Below are 20,963 nucleotides of genomic sequence, written 5' to 3'. Positions count from 1 at the left end.
AAAATTCTAACCAGTCTAAAATACATAAAGTTTTTATTATCACTAATGCCTTTATTTTATATAACATATCATTTTAAAATTGTAAGTGCACTCAATAAATTACTGTATAAGTAAAAATTAATTATGGAAAAATGAAGTGCTTTTACAAGAAAGGAAATTTATTAAAATATACTTATTTTTTCATAATTAATTTTTCTATCAAGATTGTCGCTAGTGTGTATATTTCTAAACATAAACTGCGTTGAGAAGTATGTACAAAAAATGCCATAAAGATGCTTTACTTAGCAGGATATATAAGACTTTAATTAAAAGAAAATCCCCATTTTTTCAAGTTTTCCAATTTTAATTTAAATGGATTCGTTAATAATTGAACCGATAGCAGCTCTTCACGCAATTGATAATTACGACGCAAGGTTTCAAATCTCAATAAGTGTTTTATCAACAATTTTCTCATACGTTTCGTTTCTTTTCCTGGATCGTAGATCTTTAATAATACATCTTCTACGGTGTAGTACCGACTAATGTCTAATATTTTTTTTTCCGATAACCGTTGTAGTTGTTTAGAACGAATGTCTGGTAATCGAAAGTATTCTAAAAAAGTCTTATAAATCATTAGTGATGCACGTAATTTTGCTGCTTTACTATAACCAGCGATATGCGGAGTACCAATGGTGACTTTTTGTAATAAATCTAAATCAATATCAGGTTCATTTTCCCATACATCTAAACAGATAATAATATGATCGCATGTTGACAACGCTGTATTATCAATTACTGCTCCTCGTCCAGCGTTTAATAGAATACAACCAGGTTTTATTTTTTTTAATAAAATATTATTGATTAAGTGATAGGTGGGAAATTTTCCAGTATTAATTAATGGAGTATGTAGACAAATTAAATCCATTTTAGTAAGTTTTTCTAGCGGAGTGGAAATAAATCCTTTCTCAGAAACAGCACGTAATGGGTCGTTATGAAGAATGGAGAAGCCTATGTTTTTTAAGCGATGAGATACAACTCGCCCTATATGCCCAACTCCAACGACAGCAGCGTGTGGTGCTTTTTTACGTAAAAAGTTTTTTTTACGTAAAAAAGCGATGCAATGAAGAACGTATTCAGCCACTGCTATAGCATTAGCCCCCGGGGCGTAAGTCCAAAAAATAGACTTTTTTAACAGCCATTTATGATCGATATGATCATATCCTGCAGTTGCACTTCCTACAAATTCAACAGCAGTCCCTTGCAATAAAGCAGCATTCACCTGAGTTACTGATCGAGTTAATAAAGCGTTCGCTTTTTTCAAATCGCTTCTTTGAATAGAATATCCTGGTTTTAAAATTAACACACCACAATTTCCAAATAATTCAGAAACAAAAGGGATACGATCATCAGCAAGAATAGTAATCATTTTTAAATTCTAAAAAATTTATTACTTTACTAAATAATTGACATCAAAGAATAAAAATGTGCTTCCTAATACTTTAATAAGCAATTTTTCTATTTATTCAATTAACTAAAATATGTAAATCAACTAGAAAACGATCTACACAGGGAAAGTGCACAGTATAATTATTTGTCATATATTTCTCAAGTAGCTCTTTAATTACGCTTTATTCTCTTCTTTTCCTTTACTGATCAAATTCGAGATCTTTAAGGAAACGTTGAGTAAGTTCAGAAGGCAATTTAAATTTCATTGCTAACCATAAAATAAAAACACAAAATATAATAATGACAATAAAATCCCACCCAAAAGGAATAATCTTTTTACCTCCACCAAAATTACCAAGATAAGAAATGCATGCCATTCCAATAAAATAGGGCCATACCCATATTGATGCTTTCCAATGAAAAGAGAACCGTTTATCTGGTTCCAAAAAACAGCGATGAACAATGAGCACAGAAAACCCAATAAACAAAGAAAAACCAAGTTTATAAATAATTACCCATCCGCTCCAATAAGTAAGAAGCGTGCAAATATAAAACGCTACTAAAACCCATATTGTAACAGCAGGTAGTTTAAATGGTCGTGGACATTGAGGAATTTGTTGACGCAAAGATAATAAACAAATAGGAGCAATGCTGTAAGTTAACGCCATTAGTGAAGTAAGAAAAGATATCATCTGGTTCCATCCAGGTAGTGGCGCAAAGAGGCACATCCCCAAAAGAAAATTAGCAAGAATAGCAATTGATGGATTGCCTTGAGCGGTTAATCGTTGAAACAAATATGGAACATGACGATTTTTACTCATACCATATAACGCACGCGCTCCACTACCAGTGTACATCAATCCAGCGGCTAATGGTCCAACAATTGCTCCTAAATATAATAAAGGGAGCAGAATATCTAAACGTTCCTGGTGTACAATTGCAGTGATAGGACTTGTATCACCTTGCAGATCTAAATACGACCACCCATGCAATAAGTTGATTGGTAAAAGAGAGGATAAAAAAGCAGATTGCAACAATAGGTAAATAACTAAACAAATTATTACCGATCCGATAATAGCAAAAGGCAAAGCGCGTGTTGGATTTTTAGCTTCACCAGCCATCTCGCAAGCTTGTTTAAATCCATTAAAAGCAAAAACAATACCACCAGTAGTAACTGCAGCAAATATTCCGTGTATTCCGTAAGGCATAAAGGCGGTATGAGCGGGATGAATAAACTGAGCAGGGCGAAAATATAACACTAAAATAACTATAGCTACTACTATAGGAATAGTAATTTTTAAAATAGTTAAAGCATTATTAAATCGAAGTAACCAACGTAGAGAAAAAATATTAATTGCTGAAATCGCTATCATTAATACTAATGCTACAGTATAACCAAAAATGGTTAATCCCCCATCATTATGAACTAAGAATGAGAAAAAATAATTTAAATATTGTAAAATTGCCTGCACTTCGGTTGAAGCTAAAGCAGCATAAGACAACCAGATTATCCAAGAAAAAAGAAAGCTCACAATTGTACCGTGTGTATAATGTGGAATGCGAATGCTAGCACCAGTGATTGGTAATGTTGCACAAAGCTCAGCAAAAACAAAGGCGATGATAATAGAAGCTGCCCCCCCAATTATCCAGGAGAAGATTGCTGATGGACCTGCCAGTTTTGATGTATAATACGCAACAAACAACCATCCAGAGCCTAAAATCGCGCTAACAGATGCAAATAACAACGAGAGAGGCGATATAGATCTTTTTAGCATAACCTAAACAAGTCAAATATAAACACGAATATCTTAACGTTAGCGAACTATTCTATCAGTTTTGTATGTTTTTGAATAGTTACAGTGTTTTATTTTTCGGTCTCTAAAATCTAAATCTTTGAAGTACCTAGTAAAATTCTTATTTTCTTTAAATACAATAATTGTATTAGGCAACAATAATTACAGATTGATGTTTTATCACTTATGACTGGACATTTTATAATAGCAAATTATTATATAATCTATGGGAAATGCCATTAAGTTACTTATTCTGGTGGATGGTTCATCCTACCTCTTCCGGGCTTATTATGCACTACCTTCCTTATTCACTATAAAAAAGCAGCCAACAGGGGCGATCTATGGAGTGATCAATATGCTAAAGAAATTAGTAGTGCATTATAAATCAGAGTATGTCGCGGTAATATTTGATCCAAAGGGGAAAACATTTCGTCATAATCTTTATAACGATTATAAAATAAATCGACAAAAAATGCCTAGTGAATTATCTCAGCAAATAGAACCATTATTTGAAATTATTAAAGCATTAGGATTTCCTTTAATTGTGAAAGACGGCTATGAGGCTGATGATGTGATTGCCACTTTAGCTAAAAAAGCTGAAGCAGAAGGATTTACTGTTTTGGTTTCCACTGGCGACAAAGATTTAGCACAAATTGTTAATAATCATATTACTTTAGTTAATACAATGACAGGTTGCCTACTAAATCCCGCAAGAGTTGTAGAAAAATTTGGCGTACCTCCCGAAAAAATTGTTGATTACTTATGTTTAGCTGGTGATAATGTTGATAATATTCCTCATATTCCTAAAATAGGTCCAAAAACTGCCATTAAATGGTTAAATGAATATGGTTCCCTTGAAAATATTCAAAATCAAGCCAAAACAATAAAAGGAAAAGTAGGTGAAAGCCTTCGTGCTCATTTGCACAAGTTACCTTTAATACGCAAGTTGGTTACAGTAATCTCTGATGTATCTTTAGAAACAACCCCAATAGAACTAAAACTACAACCTAAAAAAAATAAAAAATTAATCGAACTCTTCACTAAATACGAATTTAGATCTTGGCTCTCAGAAACTATAACAGAAGTAACCACAAAATTTTCTACCACTTCTAATACTATTTCTACTACTAATTACATAAATATCTTTGAGGAAAAAATTTTTAAAACATGGAAAATAAAACTAAGAGACGCTAAAGAATTTGCCCTCAATATTAAAACTACTACTAAGTCTAATATAAAAACAAGTTCAATAATCGGAATTGCTTTTGCGATTCAACCTAATGAAGCGGCTTACATTCCCATAGGTCACGATTATATTGATGTTCCTACGCAACTGGAAAAGGGCTGGGTGCTACAACAATTAAGACCAATCATTGGTGATTCCAAAAAGAAAATTATAGGACAAAATTTGAAATACATCAGCCACATTCTGATGGAAAAAGGAGTGACCGTTAAAGCTAAAATGTATGATATTCAATTAGAATCTTATATTTTAAATAACAGCAATAACCAATATGATTTAAATACGTTAGCTTTACATTATTTAGGATATTCAACTAAAACTATCGATGTTTCTTTAAAAAATACTTCTAATACAATTTTTAGTGATAAAGTGGCATATAATGCTACTAAAGATGTAGATTTGACCTTACAGTTACATCATGTGTTAGTGCCATTGATTAAAAAGGAAAAACATTTAAAGAAGATTTTTTTTTCAATTGAGACACCGCTTTTACCTATTCTAATGCATATGGAGGTACACGGTGTGTTAATTGATACTCAAGTTCTGTATACACAAAATGATAAACTAAGGCAAGGCATTGATCAACTCAAACATAAATCTTATAAGACATTAGGAAAAACATGCAATATTAATTCACTAAAACAATTACGCAACATTTTATATAATGAATTAAGACTACCAATACTTAAAAAAACTTCTAAAGGGCAACCATCAACAGAAAATAATATATTGAAAAAATTAGCACTTTATCATTCTTTTCCAAAAATTATTTTGGAATATCGTAAACTAAACAAGTTGACATCAACTTATATTGATCATCTACTTAAACAGATCAATCCGTTAACAGGTCGAATTCACACATCTTATAACCAAACTGTCACTTTAACTGGACGTTTATCTTCAAGCAATCCCAATTTACAAAACATTCCTATACACACAAAAGAAGGTCGAAAAATTCGAAATGCTTTTATTGCGCCACAGGGTTCCTGTATAGTTGCAGCAGATTACTCACAAATGGAATTGCGTATTATAGCCCATATGTCAAAAGATCCAAACTTGATTATAGCATTCAAAAAAGAATTAGATATTCATAATATGACCGCTTCTGAAATTTTTGGAGTATCATTGACACAAGTAACAGCAGAACAACGTCATCTTGCTAAATCAATTAATTTTGGATTGTTATACGGCATGTCAAGTCTTGGCTTAAAACGTCAACTGGATATTAAGCATGGATTTGCTAAAAAATATATTAATACCTATTTTAAACATTATTCTACAGTCTACGAATATAGACAAGAAATACGCAACATTGCCTTTTCTCAAGGTTATGTGAAAACTCTCTTTGGCCGACGTATTTATTTTCCTAACATTAATACTGCTAATCCTCAACACCGCCGCGCTACTGAGCGTATTGCAATCAATGCAACCATACAAGGTACTGCATCAGATATCATTAAAATCGCTATGATTAAAATAAATGATTGGTTAAAGAATCATAATATTGTAAATTCCTATTTAACAATGCAAGTACATGACGAACTTGTTTTCGAAGTTTCAAAAAAAGATCTTGTCTATATAGTTCCTAAAATTAAGCAAATCATGGAGGCAATTGTCTCTCTTGCAGTACCATTAGTAGTCAATATTAAAGTAGGAAATAACTGGGGAGAGACACATTAAAACTATGGCGACATTAACTGCTATTAATATGCAGCGTTATGCTCGTAGCTTATTATTGATTGGTCAAAAAGGACAAACACTCCTTTTTAAGGCTCGAGTACTCTGTGTAGGCGCTGGGGGATTAGGTGCTCCTGTGTTGCAGTATTTAGCAGCAGCAGGGGTTGGAACTTTAGGTATTGTTGATGGTGATAAAGTAGAAATATCGAATCTTCAACGCCAAGTTATTTTTACGCCTGACGATATTGGTAAAAATAAAGCAATTCAAGCAAAGTATTATCTTGAAAGATTCAATCCTGCATTGAAAATCATCGCTTATTCTTATTTTATAAGAGAGTACAATATAAAAGAAACAGTAAATAATTTTGAAGTTATTATTGATTGTACTGACGACAGTCGTACGTGTTACTTACTAAACAACGCTTGTGTTCAGTACAAAAAACCGCTAATTTTTGCAGGTATTCATCAATTTTATGGTCAATGTAGTGTTTTTAATTATCAAGGTGGTCCTTGTTACTGTTGTCTGTACGAATCTAAATTAAAAGAAGAGCGTTTTTTCAATTGCACTTCAAGCGGTGTTCTGGGTATATTACCTGGAATACTAGGTTGTATTCAGGCTACTGAGACTATAAAAATCTTGCTAAGAAAAGAAAAAATATTATCTGGAAGACTGCTAACCATTAATATTTTATCAATGAGAATAAAAAAATTTTTTATATCTAAAAATCCACAATGTTCATGCTGTACTAAAGATAGGTTATCTAGAAAATTTTCCAATAAATCTTTTGTAAAAGTAAGAGACGAGAATAATAAAGCGCCAATTCGAGAAATAAAAGCTACAACGCTCTTTCAACAGTTAAGAAAATCTAATATAAATATTTTATTGATTGATGTACGCGAATCTTATGAAAGAGATATTTGTCATATTGGTGGTTTACATATCCCACTACATACTTTACACACATTTCTAAAAACGTTACCGAAAAATAAAACTATTGTTCTTTATTGCAAGTCTGGGCAGCGTAGTTTTGATGCAGCACAAATTTTACAAGACAATGGATTTAAAAAAGTATTTAGTCTACAAGGAGGTCTTCTTTCTTGGATTAAGAGTATTGATTCAACGCTAACATGTTACTAATTTACTCTTTTATTTCTTCGTACGTTATATTAGGTGCAACCCAATTTGTAGAACAAATAATCTGGTCATGTTCCTGCAAATTATTTACAATAGATATATTTTGATAATGGAAATTAGTTGCTTTTTACAAATAAATCATTTCTTGTACTTAGTATTAACTTATTGAGGAAGATCCTCTCTAAGTGCACTACCGCAAAATTTTTAATTAAAGATTTTTCCTTGAAAGAAATAGTGTATTAACCACGCTAATACGTTTTTCTCAAGTCGTCGTAAAAAGATAGATAAAACACAATAAACACGGATTTCAAAGCAATACTCTTTATCAAAAATATTCTTATTTCTATTCCACTGTAACAGACTTTGCTAAATTGCGCGGCTGATCAACATCAGTCCCTTTTAATATAGCTACGTAATAGGCTAGCAATTGTAGAGGTATAACATAAGCAATTGGAGAAATAACATCAGCTACACTGGGCATTTGCATAACTAAACAGTTATTACCTTCACAATCATTAGCTTCTTGAAATTTCGAAGAAATTTGTTCATCCATAAAAATATATAACTCGCCTCCTCGTGCTTTTACTTCTTGTATATTTAACTCTAGCTTTTTTATTAAATAATTATTAGAAGCAACAATAATAATCGGCATACTTTTGTCAATTAGAGCTAACGGACCGTGTTTTAATTCTCCTGCAGGAAAGCCTTCTGCGTGTATATAGGAAACTTCTTTTAATTTTAAAGCACCCTCTAAAGCAATAGGGAATAATATACCACGACCGAGAAACAAAGCATGTTGTTTATTAACAAAGCGTTTCGATAGACTCTTGATTGGAGCTTCCAAATCAAGAAGCACTTTCTTCAGGAGTTTTGGTAAATTTCGTAGATGATCGATAATACTCCCTTGTTTACCATTATTTCTTCTTTGAAACAAGAAACTTAGTAATAACAAAACCACTAATTGCGCGGTAAATGTTTTTGTAGCTGCAACACCAACTTCTATTCCTGCTCTAGTAAGGAAAACTAAATCAGCTTCACGAGCTATAGAACTATTTGAGACATTACAAATTCCTAATGTCGCTATATATCCTACTTTTTTAGCTTGACGAAGTGCTGCTAATGTATCAGCTGTTTCTCCTGATTGAGATATGGCAATATATAAAGTATTGTGCTCAACTGCTGATGCACGATATCTATTTTCACTTGCAATTTCTACCTGACAAGGAATACCTGCCAAAGATTCTACCCAATAACGACCAACTAAGGCAGCATGAAAACTAGTACCACACGCAACAATTTGAAGGCGTTTTGTTTTTTTAAAGATAGACAAAGCTTTTTGATCAAAATTCTTTACATTTACTGCATTATGTACTAGATATTCAGAAATTGTGTCTAGAACAACTTTTGGTTGTTCAAAAATTTCTTTTTGCATAAAATGACGAGATTTCCCTTTTGTCATTGCATCAGAATCAACTTGCGACGATTGTACAGGCCGTTTTACAGATTTTCCAAATTGATCGTAAATAGAGACAGCGTCAATTTTAATTTTTGCAATATCTCCTTCTTCCAAATATATAAATTTCTGAGTTACTGAAAGTAATGCACTGATATCTGAAGCAATAAAATTTTCGCTAACACCTAGACCAACGACCAGAGGGCTCCTATAACGAACTGCGTATAGCACTTCTGGTGTTATAGTGGAAATAATAGCTAACGCATAAGATCCCCGTAATTCTCGAGTAACTTGTTGAATAGCTTGCAATAATTCTTTTTTCATTTTTATATGATAATTAAGCAAATGTAAAATTACCTCTGTATCAGTTTCCGTATTAAATATATAGCCTAATTTTTTTAATTTTTGTCGAAGCAATACGTGATTTTCAATGACACCATTGTGAACAATAGAAACAATATTTTCTGAACACAGCGGATGAGCATTTTTTTCTGTTGGCGCTCCATGCGTTGCCCAACGGGTATGAGCAATTCCTATATATCCTTGCAAGGACCGGCCTTCCAATTTTTTAGCAAGCATATGAACCTTTCCTTTGGTACGAACTATTTGAATTTTATATTTTGCTTTGTTGAGAACAGCTATCCCGGCAGAATCATAACCGCGATATTCTAAACAGAATAACCCTTGTAATAAAATATTTATCACTGGACGTTGAGCAATAGCTCCTATGATACCACACATATAGCTTCCTTAATGGCTAAAAAGGAACGATTATACCTTTATTTTGTTAAAGATTAATGAGAAAAAGATGTAAAGACGAGGTATATAAAGTTTATTTAAATTTTAATAAAACATTCTAAAAAATTAATCACGATATTCTATCAAAAAATTGTTTCTTTTCTAAAAGAATATCGGACTATACAGAAAAACTGGAACAACTTTATAAAATTACATTAGTATAAACTTAAAAGTTCCAAGGAAAATATTTAATTAATTGTTTGGCTTCCTGAGATACGTTATCATGCATTACATTTCAATCATAAGCTAAGCGAATAAGTGGGATTTTATGCCGTCGCGTCAAGAATGTGCCAATGCAATTCGCATATTAACAGTAGATGCTATAGAGAAGGCCGGTTCAGGTCATCCGGGAATGCCCATGGGAATGGCAGACATCGCCGAAGTATTGTGGCGTGATTTTTTAAAATTTAATCCTTCTAATCCTAATTGGATTAATCGTGATCGATTTATTTTATCTAATGGACATGGAGCTATGTTACAGTATGCACTTTTACATTTGACTGGATTCGATGTGACAATCGAAGATTTGAAAAATTTTCGTCAGTTTCGTTCACGTACTCCAGGACATCCAGAATTCAAAAATACACCAGGTGTCGAAACAACAACGGGTCCATTGGGACAGGGTTTGGCCAATGGTGTTGGAATGGCAATTGCTGAACAAATTATGGCAAGCACTTTTAATCGCAAACATTTTTCGATTATAAACCATTATACGTATGTTTTTATAAGTGATGGTGATCTCATGGAAGGTATTTCTCATGAAGCCTGCTCATTAGCAGGCACTTTAGGTTTAGGAAAATTAATTGTTTTTTATGACGATAACGGTATTTCCATCGATGGAGATGTAAACGGGTGGTTTACCGATAATACAGAAAAACGTTTTAAAGCCTATAAGTGGCAAGTAATTCCGTGTATAGATGGACATAATTCCAATACCATTTCTCAAGCTATTACTGTGGCAAAAAGTGAACTTACTAAACCAACTCTGATTTGTTGTAAAACGATTATTGGCTATGGTGCTCCTACTTTATCGGGGAAAGCGATAATACACGGCACTCCTTTAGGGACAGAAGAAGTGTATGGTGTTCGCAAAATCTTACGTTGGCCCTATCCACCATTTAAAATTCCTAAAGAAATTTACGCTGCATGGGACGCAAAAAAAAGAGGAAAAGAACACGAAGTACAGTGGAATCAATTGTTTGCGCATTATAAAAAAAACTACCCAGAATTAGGGAAAGAATTATTACGGCGAAAAAAGAAAATGCTACCAGAAGCTTATGTTGAAGCAATGGAACAGTATATTTTAAACGAAGAGAAATTAAAGAGAAATGATGCCACACGAAAATTATCCTTAAAATGCTTAAATGCCATTTCACCTTTTTTGCCTGAACTAATTGGTGGATCGGCTGATTTATCGGAATCTAATTGCACAAAATGGTTAAATGCAACTGTCTTTAGCAAAGAAAATCGTAAAGGAAATTATATTGAATATGGTGTGCGAGAGTTTGCTATGACAGCTATAGTAAACGGTATTTCGTTATATGGGGGTTTTATTCCTTTTGCTGGCACTTTTTTAACTTTTTCTGATTATTCACGAAATGCTGTGCGTCTAGCAGCACTTAATCAAACGCATGCAATTTTTATTTATTCGCATGATTCAATCGGTGTAGGAGAAGACGGACCTACACATCAGCCGATTGAACAATTGCCCGCCTTACGCATGATTCCAAATTTGTATATATGGCGTCCTTGTGATGGAATTGAAACAGCGGTTGCTTGGAAAGAGATGATTGCACACCACAGGCCTAGCTGTCTTTTATTAACTCGTCAAAAGGTGATACATCAACATCATGACGCGAAGCAAATGAAGTTGATGGCAAAGGGTGGATATGTATTATGGGAAGCAAAAGAAGAACCAGCTCAAGTTATTCTAATAGCTACGGGTTCTGAAGTAATGCTTGCTGTAGAGGCCGCTATGACTTTAGAAAGTAATATTCCAGTACGCGTTATTTCTATGCCTTGTTGCGAAATTTTTAAAAAACAAAGTATCAAGTATCAAGAATCCGTTTTACCTGAATGTATTACTAAACGCATTGCCATTGAAGCAGCTTATCCAGATTATTGGTATCAATTTGTTGGACGTAAAGGTAAAGTAATTGGAATCGATCGATTTGGTACTTCAGCGTCGTATAAAGTATTGTATCGTGAATATGGTTTCACTCTAAAACGCGTTATTGATACAATCAAATGGGTGTTTAAAAAAAATAAACGGGAGGAAAAATAAAGTATGTCATATAAAATCGCTATTAATGGTTGCGGTCGTATCGGTCGGAATATATTACGAGCTTTTTACGAATCAAAAAAACAATATGATTTTAAAATCATTGCTATTAATGACTTAGGAGATATTAATACCAATGTTCATTTAATCAAATACGACTCAGTACATGGAAAATTTCCAGCTAACATTGGCGTTGATAGAGAAGAACTGATTGTTATCAACGGAGATAAAATTAGATTATTTTCAATAAAAAATCCTGAATTTTTACCATGGAAAGCTCTCGGCATAGATGTAGTGCTAGAATGCACAGGAGTTTTTGCGAGTAAAGAAAAATCTAAAGCACATCTAGCAGCTGGAGCAGAAAAAGTATTAATTTCTGCCCCAGCTGGGAATAATGTCAAGACTATTGTATTTGGTGTTAACGAACATCTCCTGAATCAAAAAGATAAAATTGTTTCTAACGCTTCATGTACTACAAACTGTTTAGCACCATTAATAAAAGTGTTGGATGATGCAATTGGGATTAAACGCGGATTAATGGTAACTATTCACGCTTACACTAACGATCAAAATCTTACTGATAGTTATCATAAGGACTTACATCGAGCGCGTGCGGCTACACAGTCAATGATACCTACTAGTACCGGAGCTACTGCTGCTGTTGAATTAGTATTACCACAATTAAAAGGAAAACTAGATGGATATGCTGTTCGTGTACCTACGGTTAATGTTTCTATGGTAGATTTTACTTTTGACGCCAAAAAAACAGTAAAAGTTTTAGAAATGCATTCTGTGATAAAAGAAACAGCCGACAGTAAAATGCAAGGTATTTTAGGTTATAATGAAGATCCACTGGTTTCCATTGATTTTAATCATGATCCGCGTTCATCTATTTTTGATGCAGGACAAACAAGAATAATTGACAAATTAGTAAAGATTATCGCTTGGTATGACAATGAATGGGGGTTTTCCAATCGTATGCTAGATGTGACAGATGCTCTTTTGAAATGTTAAAATTACCATGTTTATCAATGTTTGATATTAATATTAGTAATAAACGCGTTCTCATTCGAGAAGACTTTAATACGCCTGTAATAAATGGAAAAATTGTTAACGATGAAAAAGTTGTTCGAGCAATACCTACTATCGAAAAAGCACTAAAAGAAAATGCACAAGTGATAATCTTATCTCATTTCGGTAGACCAAAAGAAGGAAAGTTTGATATTACTTTTTCATTAGCACCCATAGCAAATATTTTAAGTAAGAAATTAAAGCGAAAAATACCACTTATTGTAAATTGGCTACAAGGCATTCCTTTAGCGTTAGGCACTGTGGTGTTGTGCGAAAATGTTAGATTTAATATTGGTGAAAATAGTAACGATTGTAATTTAGCTCAGAACATGGCAAAACTGTGTGATGTTTTTGTTATGGATGCCTTTGCAACAGCACATCGTGTGCAAGCTTCTACGGTAGGAATTGCAAAGTATGCTCCGATAGCTTGCGCAGGACCTCTTCTTATTTCTGAAATCGAAACATTGTCTCACGTAATGCATAATTTAAAAAAACCTTTAGTAGCCATTGTTGGGGGCGCTAAAGTTTCTTCTAAACTCCATTTACTAGAAAGTCTATTATACAAAGTTGATCAATTAATTGTTGGAGGTGGAATTGCCAATACCTTGTTAAAAGCACGAGGTTATTGCGTTGGACAATCTTTGTGTGACAACAGTTGGCTGGATTGTGCACACCAGTTTTTAGCAAAAGCAAAGAAAAAGAATGTCTCTATTCTGCTTCCAAGTGATGTTGTTGTTGCAAGGCAACTGTCTAAGAACACAAATACAAAAGCAAAAATAAAAAAAATTGACGCAATTAGAGGTAATGAATCTATTTTTGATGTAGGACCAAGAACCTTAGTGGATTATGTGCATCTAATAGCTAAAGCCGGCTCTATATTTTGGAATGGCCCTATCGGTGTTTTTGAAATTAGGGCTTTTAGTCGGGGAACCAGAGTGTTGGCACAAGCGATAGCTGACAGCAGTTCCTTTTCTATTGCTGGAGGCGGAGATACTCTGGCCGCTTTGCATCAATTACATCTTACTCATCAGATTTCTTACATCAGTACTGGCGGCGGAGCTTTTCTAAAATTTTTAGATGGAAAAGTATTGCCTATAATTGCAACGTTAACTCAACGAGCACAAATCTCATGAAGGAAAACAACAACCAACAACAACATATGTTGCGTCGTACGAAAATTATTGCGACTTTAGGTCCTACGACGGATGATAACTTAACTTTAAAAGAAATGATTCATGAAGGTGTCGATATTGTTCGTCTGAACTTCTCTCATAATTCCTATAAGTATCATGAAAGAAGAATTGCAATGGTACGCGAAGCTGCTAAACAAGAAAAACGAGTAATTGGAATCTTAGTAGATTTACAAGGACCAAAAATTCGTATATCCAGTTTTAAATCAGGAAAAATACGATTAAATGAAGGAGAGCAGTTTATTTTAGATGCAGATTTGCCTTCTGAAGAAGGAACAGAAGAAAAAGTAGGCATTGACTATAAAGACTTACCAAAAGATGTAAAAACTGGTGACATATTGTTGTTAGACGATGGACGTCTTAAATTGATAGTTCAACGCATTAAAGAAAATAGCATTATTTGTCAAGTAGCAATAGGAGGTGAGTTATCTAATTATAAAGGGATTAATCGTTTGGGTGGAGGGCTTTCTGCAAAGTCAATCACTACAAAAGATATCGACGATTTAAAATTCGCAATTAATCTTAATGTGGATTACGTAGCAGTTTCGTTTCCGCGAGATTCAGAAGATATTATGAAAGCTAAATGCTTAATTCAACGTTACAAAGGGAAAGTGGGTATTATAGCAAAAATCGAACGTGCTGAAGCTGTGAAAAATATTAAAACTATTATCGAGGCGAGTGACGGTGTCATGGTTGCTCGAGGCGATTTAGCTATCGAAATTGGTGATGCGCAAGTGCCATTAGTGCAAAAAGATATTATTCGTCGAGCTCGTTCTCTTGACAAGCCGGTCATCATTGCAACTCAAATGATGGAATCGATGATTCATACTTCAGTGCCTAATCGCGCTGAAGTATCTGATGTAGCTAATGCTGTTTTAGATAATGTTGATGCTGTTATGTTATCGGCTGAAACAGCTATAGGCGATTATCCAACATTAGCGGTGAGGGCGATGGCTAGAGTGTGCGTGGCTTCCGAATTACAACCTCGTTCACATATTTCGCGTCATCGAATAGAATGCCGATTTAAACGCACTGATGAAGCTATTGCTATGGCAACTATGTATACAGCGAACCATTTGGATATTAAGGCGATTGTAGCTTTAACAGAATCAGGAAGTACTCCTTTATGGATGTCACGGATTCGAACGGCAATTCCTGTTTACGGTTTGAGTCGTTTTGATAAATCCCTAGGGCGAATGACATTATATCGCGGAGTTTATCCTATTAAATTTGATCCTACCAAATATAATCGAGAAGAAGTTAATGTCAGAGCTATAGCAGTTATGGAGAAACAAGGTTTATTGAATCGTGGAGATTTAGTAATATTAACCAAGGGTGATTATATGGGAATAGGTGGCGGATCAAACGCCATGAAGATTTTGACCGTCGGAAAAGTCATTTAAAAGTAAAGTTGAGAAATTGCAAAGGAGATTTTATGGCACTTATTACATTACGACAATTATTAGATCATGCTGCTGAATATGGATACGGTGTTCCTGCATTTAATATCAATAACTTAGAACAAATTCGTGCAATTATGGAAACAGCTAATGAAACACGAAGTCCTGTCATTATCCAGGTTTCATTAGGTGCGCATCGATACGCCGGTCATCGATTTATTCGTGCACTTATTTTCGCTGCAACTGAAGAATGGCCACACATACCGATTTGTATGCATCAAGACCATGGTGCTTCACCGGCAGTGTGTCAACGATCTATTCAAATGGGATTCACATCAGTAATGATGGATGGTTCTCTTTTAGAAGATCAAAAAACTCCTTCAAATTATGAATACAATGTCTCAGTAACATCATTGACGGTACGTATGGCACACGCTTGTGGAGTTTCAGTAGAAGGAGAATTAGGCTGTTTAGGTTCTTTAGAAACGTTGAAATCAAGTAAAGAGGATGGATCAGGTGCTGAAGGAAGACTATCACGTGAACAGATACTTACCGATCCTAAACAAGCCGTTGACTTTGTTGAAAAAACTAAGGTAGACGCCTTAGCTATTGCTATTGGTACTAGTCATGGTGCCTATAAATTCTCCCAACCTCCTGAAGAAACAGTGTTAGTAATTGACAGAATTAAAGCTATTCACGAACGACTGCCTAATACTCATCTAGTGATGCATGGTTCTTCTTCAGTACCACAAGAATGGCTCAGGATGATTAATAAATACGGGGGGAATATCCCTGGAACCTATGGAGTACCTATTACAGAAATTCAAGAAGGAATTCGCTACGGTGTTCGGAAAATTAATATTGATACGGACTTAAGATTAGCTTCCACAGGAGCGATTCGTCGCTATCTGGCTAAAAATCCATCTCAATTCGATCCAAGAAAATACCTTGGTGAAACACTTAACGCGATGAAAACTATATGCAAAATGCGTTATGAAGCGTTCGGCACTGCAGGAAAAGCTGACAAGATAAAGGTAATACCACTTGAGCAAATGACAGAACGATATAAAAACAATGAACTTGCTATGAAAATTCAAAGTGTATAAAAACGTTTAATGCACAAGCATAATTCTTTAGTATGTTTGTTAACACGATTCGTTCATTATTCTATAGCTACCGCCTGATTTATTCTGTCTTATAATGAACAGATACAACTCTCATATTATGAAAGATTGATTACAGTTTTTGTTGTCTTTAACGTTTTGTGATTTTCTAGCAGTCATGTAAATTTTTAAGGAGAATTAGGTACAGCAGTAGAAGTTCACTTTCTGTGTCAAACGATGTTATACTTATTTTCTGAATAACTATTTAATTTTATAATCGAATTTATGCCGTCCCCTACCTATCGAGAGGCAAAATATTTAACTAGCGCAGCTAAACTTAGTGATTTACCACCGGATAAGGGTGGTGAAGTCGCTTTTATCGGAAGATCTAATGCTGGAAAATCAAGCGCTTTAAATGTAATTACTGGTATTAAGGGTTTAGCACGTATTAGCAAAACGCCTGGTCGCACTCAAATGATTAATTTTTTTTCTTTAAATGAAAAGCAATGTTTGGTAGATCTACCAGGCTATGGTTATGCTAAAGTGCCTCGTATAATACAAGAACGATGGGAAAAGTTAGTTGATAGCTATTTAAAAAATAGGTGCTGTTTAAAGGGATTGGTAGTGGTTATGGATATACGACATCCTTTAAAAGAAATGGACGAAGATGTGATTGAATGGGCCATAGGATATGATATACCATTGCATGTACTGCTTACAAAATCAGACAAACTTAGCCAAAGTACTTCAAAAAGAATTTTTAATAAAGTGCAAGCGCGATTGGTTATATACGGTGAAAAAACATCCGTACAGCTGTTTTCTTCTCATAATCGTACTGGTTTGAACGAAGTAAAATTAGTGTTAAATAACTGGTATCGATAAAAATCGACAGTTTTCCTTTGGAGTTATAAAAGCGTATCAACAATATCTGCCTAAATTTTCTATATTTTCTTTCTTTGAAGCTAGAGATTCAGTAAACATGGTGTTAGATACTAAGATGAAGATATATGAATTAATTTAGTTAATAATAGCATCAGAATTACTCTATAGAAATATGGGAGAGCCATTATGTTGTCATTTTCGAAAAGAACGTATATAAAAAGTGAAATTACTTCATGGCCAATTCCAAATTATTGGGACGTAGTCGCTCTTTTATTGGTTGCAGCTATTCTTATTTTGCTAGGATATGGTGCTAATACGATGATGGAAAAATTTGACGTGGGAAAGCAACCTTTCCATATTTCACTAGATCCAATTATGTTACCGTATTATGCATTAAGGACTGTATTACGTATGTTAATTTCGATGTTTTTCTCCCTATTATTTACATTTACTTTTGGTACCTGGGCTGCCAAAAGTCGTCATGCTGAACGTATCATTATTCCTATGATTGATATTTTACAATCCGTTCCAGTATTGGGTTTTTTGACGATTACAGTATCTGCTTTTGTTGCTGTATTTCACGGTAGTTTATTAGGCCCTGAATGTGCGGCATTATTTGCGATTTTTACAGCACAAGTATGGAATATAGCATTGAGTTTTTATCAAAGCCTTAAAACTGTGCCAAATGATTTACAAGAAGCTGCTGTAATGTTGCAATTATCCGCATGGCAAAGATTTTGGAAAGTAGAAGTTCCTTTTGCTATTCCAGGATTATTGTGGAATGTTATGATGTCCATGTCGGGAAGTTGGATTTTTTTGGTAGCTTCAGAAGTAATTACCGTAGCGGGACATAGTATTATGCTACAAGGTATTGGCTCTTACATCAACTTGGCTATTAAATGCGCGGATAAAATGGCCGTAATTTATGTGATTATTGCGATGATCATTGTAATTGCATTATATGATCAATTGATATTTCGTCCGCTTATAGCTTGGGCTGAAAAATATAATATAGAAGTCACTGTAGGAGAGAACGAAGTACAGTCATGGATACTAAATCTATTTCATCGTACAAGATTCTTACGTTTTATTGGTGAGTACTTTTCTTTACTAGGAAATACTGTGATTAACTCCCAATTCTTTCGTTATTCTTCTGTAAAAAAATCGAATGGAAGTCAGCATTTGTTACGTAGATTTTTTATTGCAAGTTGGTATATATCTTTAATTTTAGTATCAATAATCTCTTTTTATTTATTGACACGATTTATTTTATCTGAAGCACATTGGGCAGAAATATTTCATGTTTTGTGTTTAGGTTTTATCACTGGACTACGTGTTAGTATTTTGCTTATTCTTAGTTCATTTATTTGGGTACCTGTCGGTGTATGGATTGGCTTACGACCAAATGTATCTCAGGTAATTCAACCTATTGTGCAATTTTTAGCAGCGTTTCCTGCTAATTTACTTTTCCCTATTATGGTAATGCTTATTATTCGATTTACTTTAAATGTAAATATCTGGACTTCTCCGCTGATGATTTTAGGCGCACAGTGGTATATTTTATTTAACGTTATTGCTGGGACAATGGCATTGCCAAAAAATTTACACCATGTTATCGATATTTTAAATGTTAAAGGATGGCTCTGGTGGAAACGATTTATACTACCAGGAATATTTCCATATTATATCACAGGAGCTATTACAACAGCAGGTAGTGCTTGGAATACGAGCATTATTGCCGAATCAGTGAATTGGGGAAGGGAATGTTTACACGCAACTGGATTAGGTACTTACATTGTATCAATTTCTCAACAGGGCGATTTTCCTAGACTTGTTTTAGCAATTATGGTGATGTCTTTATATGTATTAATATTTAATTATGGTTTGTGGAGACCTCTATATCGACTGGCAGAAGAGCGTTTTCAAGTTAAATAAGGAAAGCAAAAGTCTATATGACAAGCAGTTGTTCTATTATTAAAGTTAAAAATGTGAGTAAATTTTTTAAGAAAAAAGGTTTACAAGATTTATTAGTATTAAATCATATAAATTTTAATTTAAATAAGGGAGAAATTATTACGATTTTAGGGAAATCTGGATCTGGAAAATCTACATTATTGCGAATTATTGCAGGCTTAATTAAACCTTCATCGGGAGTAGTTCTTTATCACGATCAGCCCATTGTTACACCTGTCCCTGGACTAAGTATGGTGTTTCAACATTTTGCACTGATGCCGTGGCTTACCGTATTAGAAAATGTCGAACTAGGTTTAGAAGCAAGGGGTGTGCCTCGTGAGGAGCGTCGAACTCGTGCTCTTAAGGCTATTGATATTGTTGGTCTTGATGGTTTTGAATCTGCTTATCCCAAGGAATTATCCGGTGGTATGGCGCAAAGAGTTGGATTGGCAAGAGCTTTAGTTGTGGATCCAGAAGTGTTATTAATGGATGAGCCTTTTTCAGCCTTAGATGTTTTAACAGCTGAAAATTTACGAAGTGATTTAATTAATATATGGCGTTCTGGAAAAACTAATATTAGTAATGTTATTATCGTGACTCATAACATCGAAGAAGCTGCGTTTTTGGCAGATCGCATTTTGGTGTTTTCGATTAATCCGGGAATCGTTCGTGCAGAAATAAAAGTAGATTTACCGCATCCACGAAATGATCAAGATCCACAATTTCATCAAATTGTGGATAATATTTATAGTTTAATGACAAAATCAACAGTAGAAACTATTCCAGAAGCAATTAAATTCAGGGCAATCGATATCGGTTATCGATTGCCGCAAGTGCCTATTTCTGAGATGATGGGTTTTATAGAAACATTAGCTTCTTATAAGCAAAAAAAAGTAGATTTACCTAAATTGACGGAAGAACTACATTATGAAATTAATGAGTTATTTCCTATTATAGAAGCACTTGAGATTTTAAATTTCGCTCAAGTCTCCGGAGGAGACATCGAATTGACAATAGCAGGACGACAGTTAGTAGAAGCAAATATTTTAGAACGTAAAAAGATATTTGCAAGACATTTAATTGAACATATTCCACTGGCAAATCGCATTCATCAAGAATTAAACGAACATCCAAATCATGAAATTTCCGAGGAGTATTTTCTAGATAATCTTGAAAACTACTTAAGTGAACAAGCAGCCGATGCAGTTTTGACTACCATTATTGACTGGGGTCGATATGCGGAAATTTTCGCCTATGACTACAATTCTGGTATTCTTAGTTTGGAAAATCCCTAATTATTCGCAATTTTATTATGACAAATCCTTAGAAAAATCATGTAACACTTCTTTCCAAAAGAAATAAAGCACATAGATTGTTTTCAAGTTCTTTAATTATATAAAGACAGACAATTCTTTAAATTTTAATTTCTTTCTTCTTTTCTCTACAAATTTTCATAATTAAAGGTAGTTTTTAAAAAATGAATAATTTCTCTAACGAGAATCATTCTCAATTATGTTGACACTGGTTTAAAGTTATGGAGATAATAAGTGTTCTTTCAT

General features: G+C 34.0%; 13 protein-coding genes. 10 read left to right on the top strand and 3 right to left on the bottom strand.

From position 1 onward, the window contains the following. Positions 1-301: 301 nt before the first annotated feature. Together Z664_RS00235 and Z664_RS00230 are read right to left on the bottom strand one after the other, a co-directional pair. Positions 302-1,405 (bottom strand): 4-phosphoerythronate dehydrogenase, encoded by a 1,104-nt coding sequence (locus tag Z664_RS00235; protein ID WP_039669763.1) that lies wholly within the window; start codon positions 1,403-1,405, stop codon positions 302-304. A 220-nt stretch (positions 1,406-1,625) separates the two neighbouring features. After that, positions 1,626-3,200, bottom strand: coding sequence for an APC family permease (locus tag Z664_RS00230; RefSeq protein ID WP_039669762.1), 1,575 nt, complete (start codon positions 3,198-3,200; stop codon positions 1,626-1,628). 244 nt (positions 3,201-3,444) lie between these two features. On the opposite strand from Z664_RS00230, the gene polA reads away from it, so the two are divergent. Together polA and Z664_RS00220 are read left to right on the top strand one after the other, a co-directional pair. After that, complete coding sequence (gene polA / locus Z664_RS00225; RefSeq protein WP_039669761.1) at positions 3,445-6,141, top strand: DNA polymerase I; 2,697 nt, start codon at positions 3,445-3,447, stop codon at positions 6,139-6,141. 4 nt (positions 6,142-6,145) lie between these two features. Further along, entirely contained in the window at positions 6,146-7,276 is a 1,131-nt protein-coding gene (locus Z664_RS00220) for a HesA/MoeB/ThiF family protein (RefSeq protein WP_039669760.1), read from the top strand. Positions 7,277-7,616: 340 nt separating this feature from the next. On the opposite strand, the gene glmS is transcribed toward Z664_RS00220, so the two are convergent. Further along, positions 7,617-9,467: a glutamine--fructose-6-phosphate transaminase (isomerizing) gene (gene glmS / locus Z664_RS00215; protein WP_039669759.1), complete on the bottom strand. Its 1,851-nt coding sequence runs from the start codon at positions 9,465-9,467 to the stop codon at positions 7,617-7,619. Positions 9,468-9,792: 325 nt separating this feature from the next. On the opposite strand from glmS, the gene tkt reads away from it, so the two are divergent. The 8 genes from tkt to Z664_RS00175 all read left to right on the top strand — a co-directional run bounded on the left by tkt (position 9,793) and on the right by Z664_RS00175 (position 20,699). After that, positions 9,793-11,808 carry a transketolase gene (gene tkt, locus Z664_RS00210; RefSeq protein ID WP_039669758.1) on the top strand — a complete coding sequence of 672 codons (2,016 nt, stop codon included), beginning with the start codon at positions 9,793-9,795 and terminating at the stop codon, positions 11,806-11,808. Between the two features lie 3 nt (positions 11,809-11,811). Continuing rightward, on the top strand, positions 11,812-12,819 hold the full coding sequence (gene gap, locus Z664_RS00205; RefSeq protein WP_039669757.1) for a type I glyceraldehyde-3-phosphate dehydrogenase: 1,008 nt from the start codon (positions 11,812-11,814) through the stop codon (positions 12,817-12,819). After that, positions 12,813-14,009 carry a phosphoglycerate kinase gene (locus Z664_RS00200; RefSeq protein WP_039669756.1) on the top strand — a complete coding sequence of 399 codons (1,197 nt, stop codon included), beginning with the start codon at positions 12,813-12,815 and terminating at the stop codon, positions 14,007-14,009. The genes gap and Z664_RS00200 overlap by 7 nt, the downstream gene beginning before the upstream one ends. After that, positions 14,006-15,469 carry a pyruvate kinase gene (gene pyk, locus Z664_RS00195; RefSeq protein ID WP_084588720.1) on the top strand — a complete coding sequence of 488 codons (1,464 nt, stop codon included), beginning with the start codon at positions 14,006-14,008 and terminating at the stop codon, positions 15,467-15,469. Before Z664_RS00200 ends, pyk begins: the two co-directional genes overlap by 4 nt. A gap of 32 nt (positions 15,470-15,501) precedes the next feature. Beyond that, positions 15,502-16,572, top strand: a complete 1,071-nt coding sequence (gene fba / locus Z664_RS00190; protein ID WP_039669755.1) for a class II fructose-bisphosphate aldolase — start codon at positions 15,502-15,504, stop codon at positions 16,570-16,572. A 282-nt stretch (positions 16,573-16,854) separates the two neighbouring features. After that, entirely contained in the window at positions 16,855-17,451 is a 597-nt protein-coding gene (gene yihA, locus Z664_RS00185; RefSeq protein WP_407641455.1) for a ribosome biogenesis GTP-binding protein YihA/YsxC, read from the top strand. A gap of 186 nt (positions 17,452-17,637) precedes the next feature. Further along, positions 17,638-19,386: an ABC transporter permease gene (locus Z664_RS00180; RefSeq protein ID WP_052246298.1), complete on the top strand. Its 1,749-nt coding sequence runs from the start codon at positions 17,638-17,640 to the stop codon at positions 19,384-19,386. Between the two features lie 17 nt (positions 19,387-19,403). Beyond that, positions 19,404-20,699 carry an ABC transporter ATP-binding protein gene (locus tag Z664_RS00175; protein ID WP_039669753.1) on the top strand — a complete coding sequence of 432 codons (1,296 nt, stop codon included), beginning with the start codon at positions 19,404-19,406 and terminating at the stop codon, positions 20,697-20,699. Positions 20,700-20,963: the final 264 nt, after the last annotated feature.

This window comes from Coxiella endosymbiont of Amblyomma americanum (assembly GCF_000815025.1).
GTDB lineage: Bacteria > Pseudomonadota > Gammaproteobacteria > Coxiellales > Coxiellaceae > Coxiella.
This window is presented reverse-complemented; position numbering and strand designations above follow the sequence as displayed.

Coding starts and splice junctions, on each gene's coding strand:
- Z664_RS00235 (WP_039669763.1), bottom strand. CDS start 1,405: ATGATTACTATTCTTGCTGATGATCGTATCCCTTTTGTTTCTGAATTA.
- Z664_RS00230 (WP_039669762.1), bottom strand. CDS start 3,200: ATGCTAAAAAGATCTATATCGCCTCTCTCGTTGTTATTTGCATCTGTT.
- polA (WP_039669761.1), top strand. CDS start 3,445: ATGGGAAATGCCATTAAGTTACTTATTCTGGTGGATGGTTCATCCTAC.
- Z664_RS00220 (WP_039669760.1), top strand. CDS start 6,146: ATGGCGACATTAACTGCTATTAATATGCAGCGTTATGCTCGTAGCTTA.
- glmS (WP_039669759.1), bottom strand. CDS start 9,467: ATGTGTGGTATCATAGGAGCTATTGCTCAACGTCCAGTGATAAATATT.
- tkt (WP_039669758.1), top strand. CDS start 9,793: ATGCCGTCGCGTCAAGAATGTGCCAATGCAATTCGCATATTAACAGTA.
- gap (WP_039669757.1), top strand. CDS start 11,812: ATGTCATATAAAATCGCTATTAATGGTTGCGGTCGTATCGGTCGGAAT.
- Z664_RS00200 (WP_039669756.1), top strand. CDS start 12,813: ATGTTAAAATTACCATGTTTATCAATGTTTGATATTAATATTAGTAAT.
- pyk (WP_084588720.1), top strand. CDS start 14,006: ATGAAGGAAAACAACAACCAACAACAACATATGTTGCGTCGTACGAAA.
- fba (WP_039669755.1), top strand. CDS start 15,502: ATGGCACTTATTACATTACGACAATTATTAGATCATGCTGCTGAATAT.
- yihA (WP_407641455.1), top strand. CDS start 16,855: ATGCCGTCCCCTACCTATCGAGAGGCAAAATATTTAACTAGCGCAGCT.
- Z664_RS00180 (WP_052246298.1), top strand. CDS start 17,638: ATGTTGTCATTTTCGAAAAGAACGTATATAAAAAGTGAAATTACTTCA.
- Z664_RS00175 (WP_039669753.1), top strand. CDS start 19,404: ATGACAAGCAGTTGTTCTATTATTAAAGTTAAAAATGTGAGTAAATTT.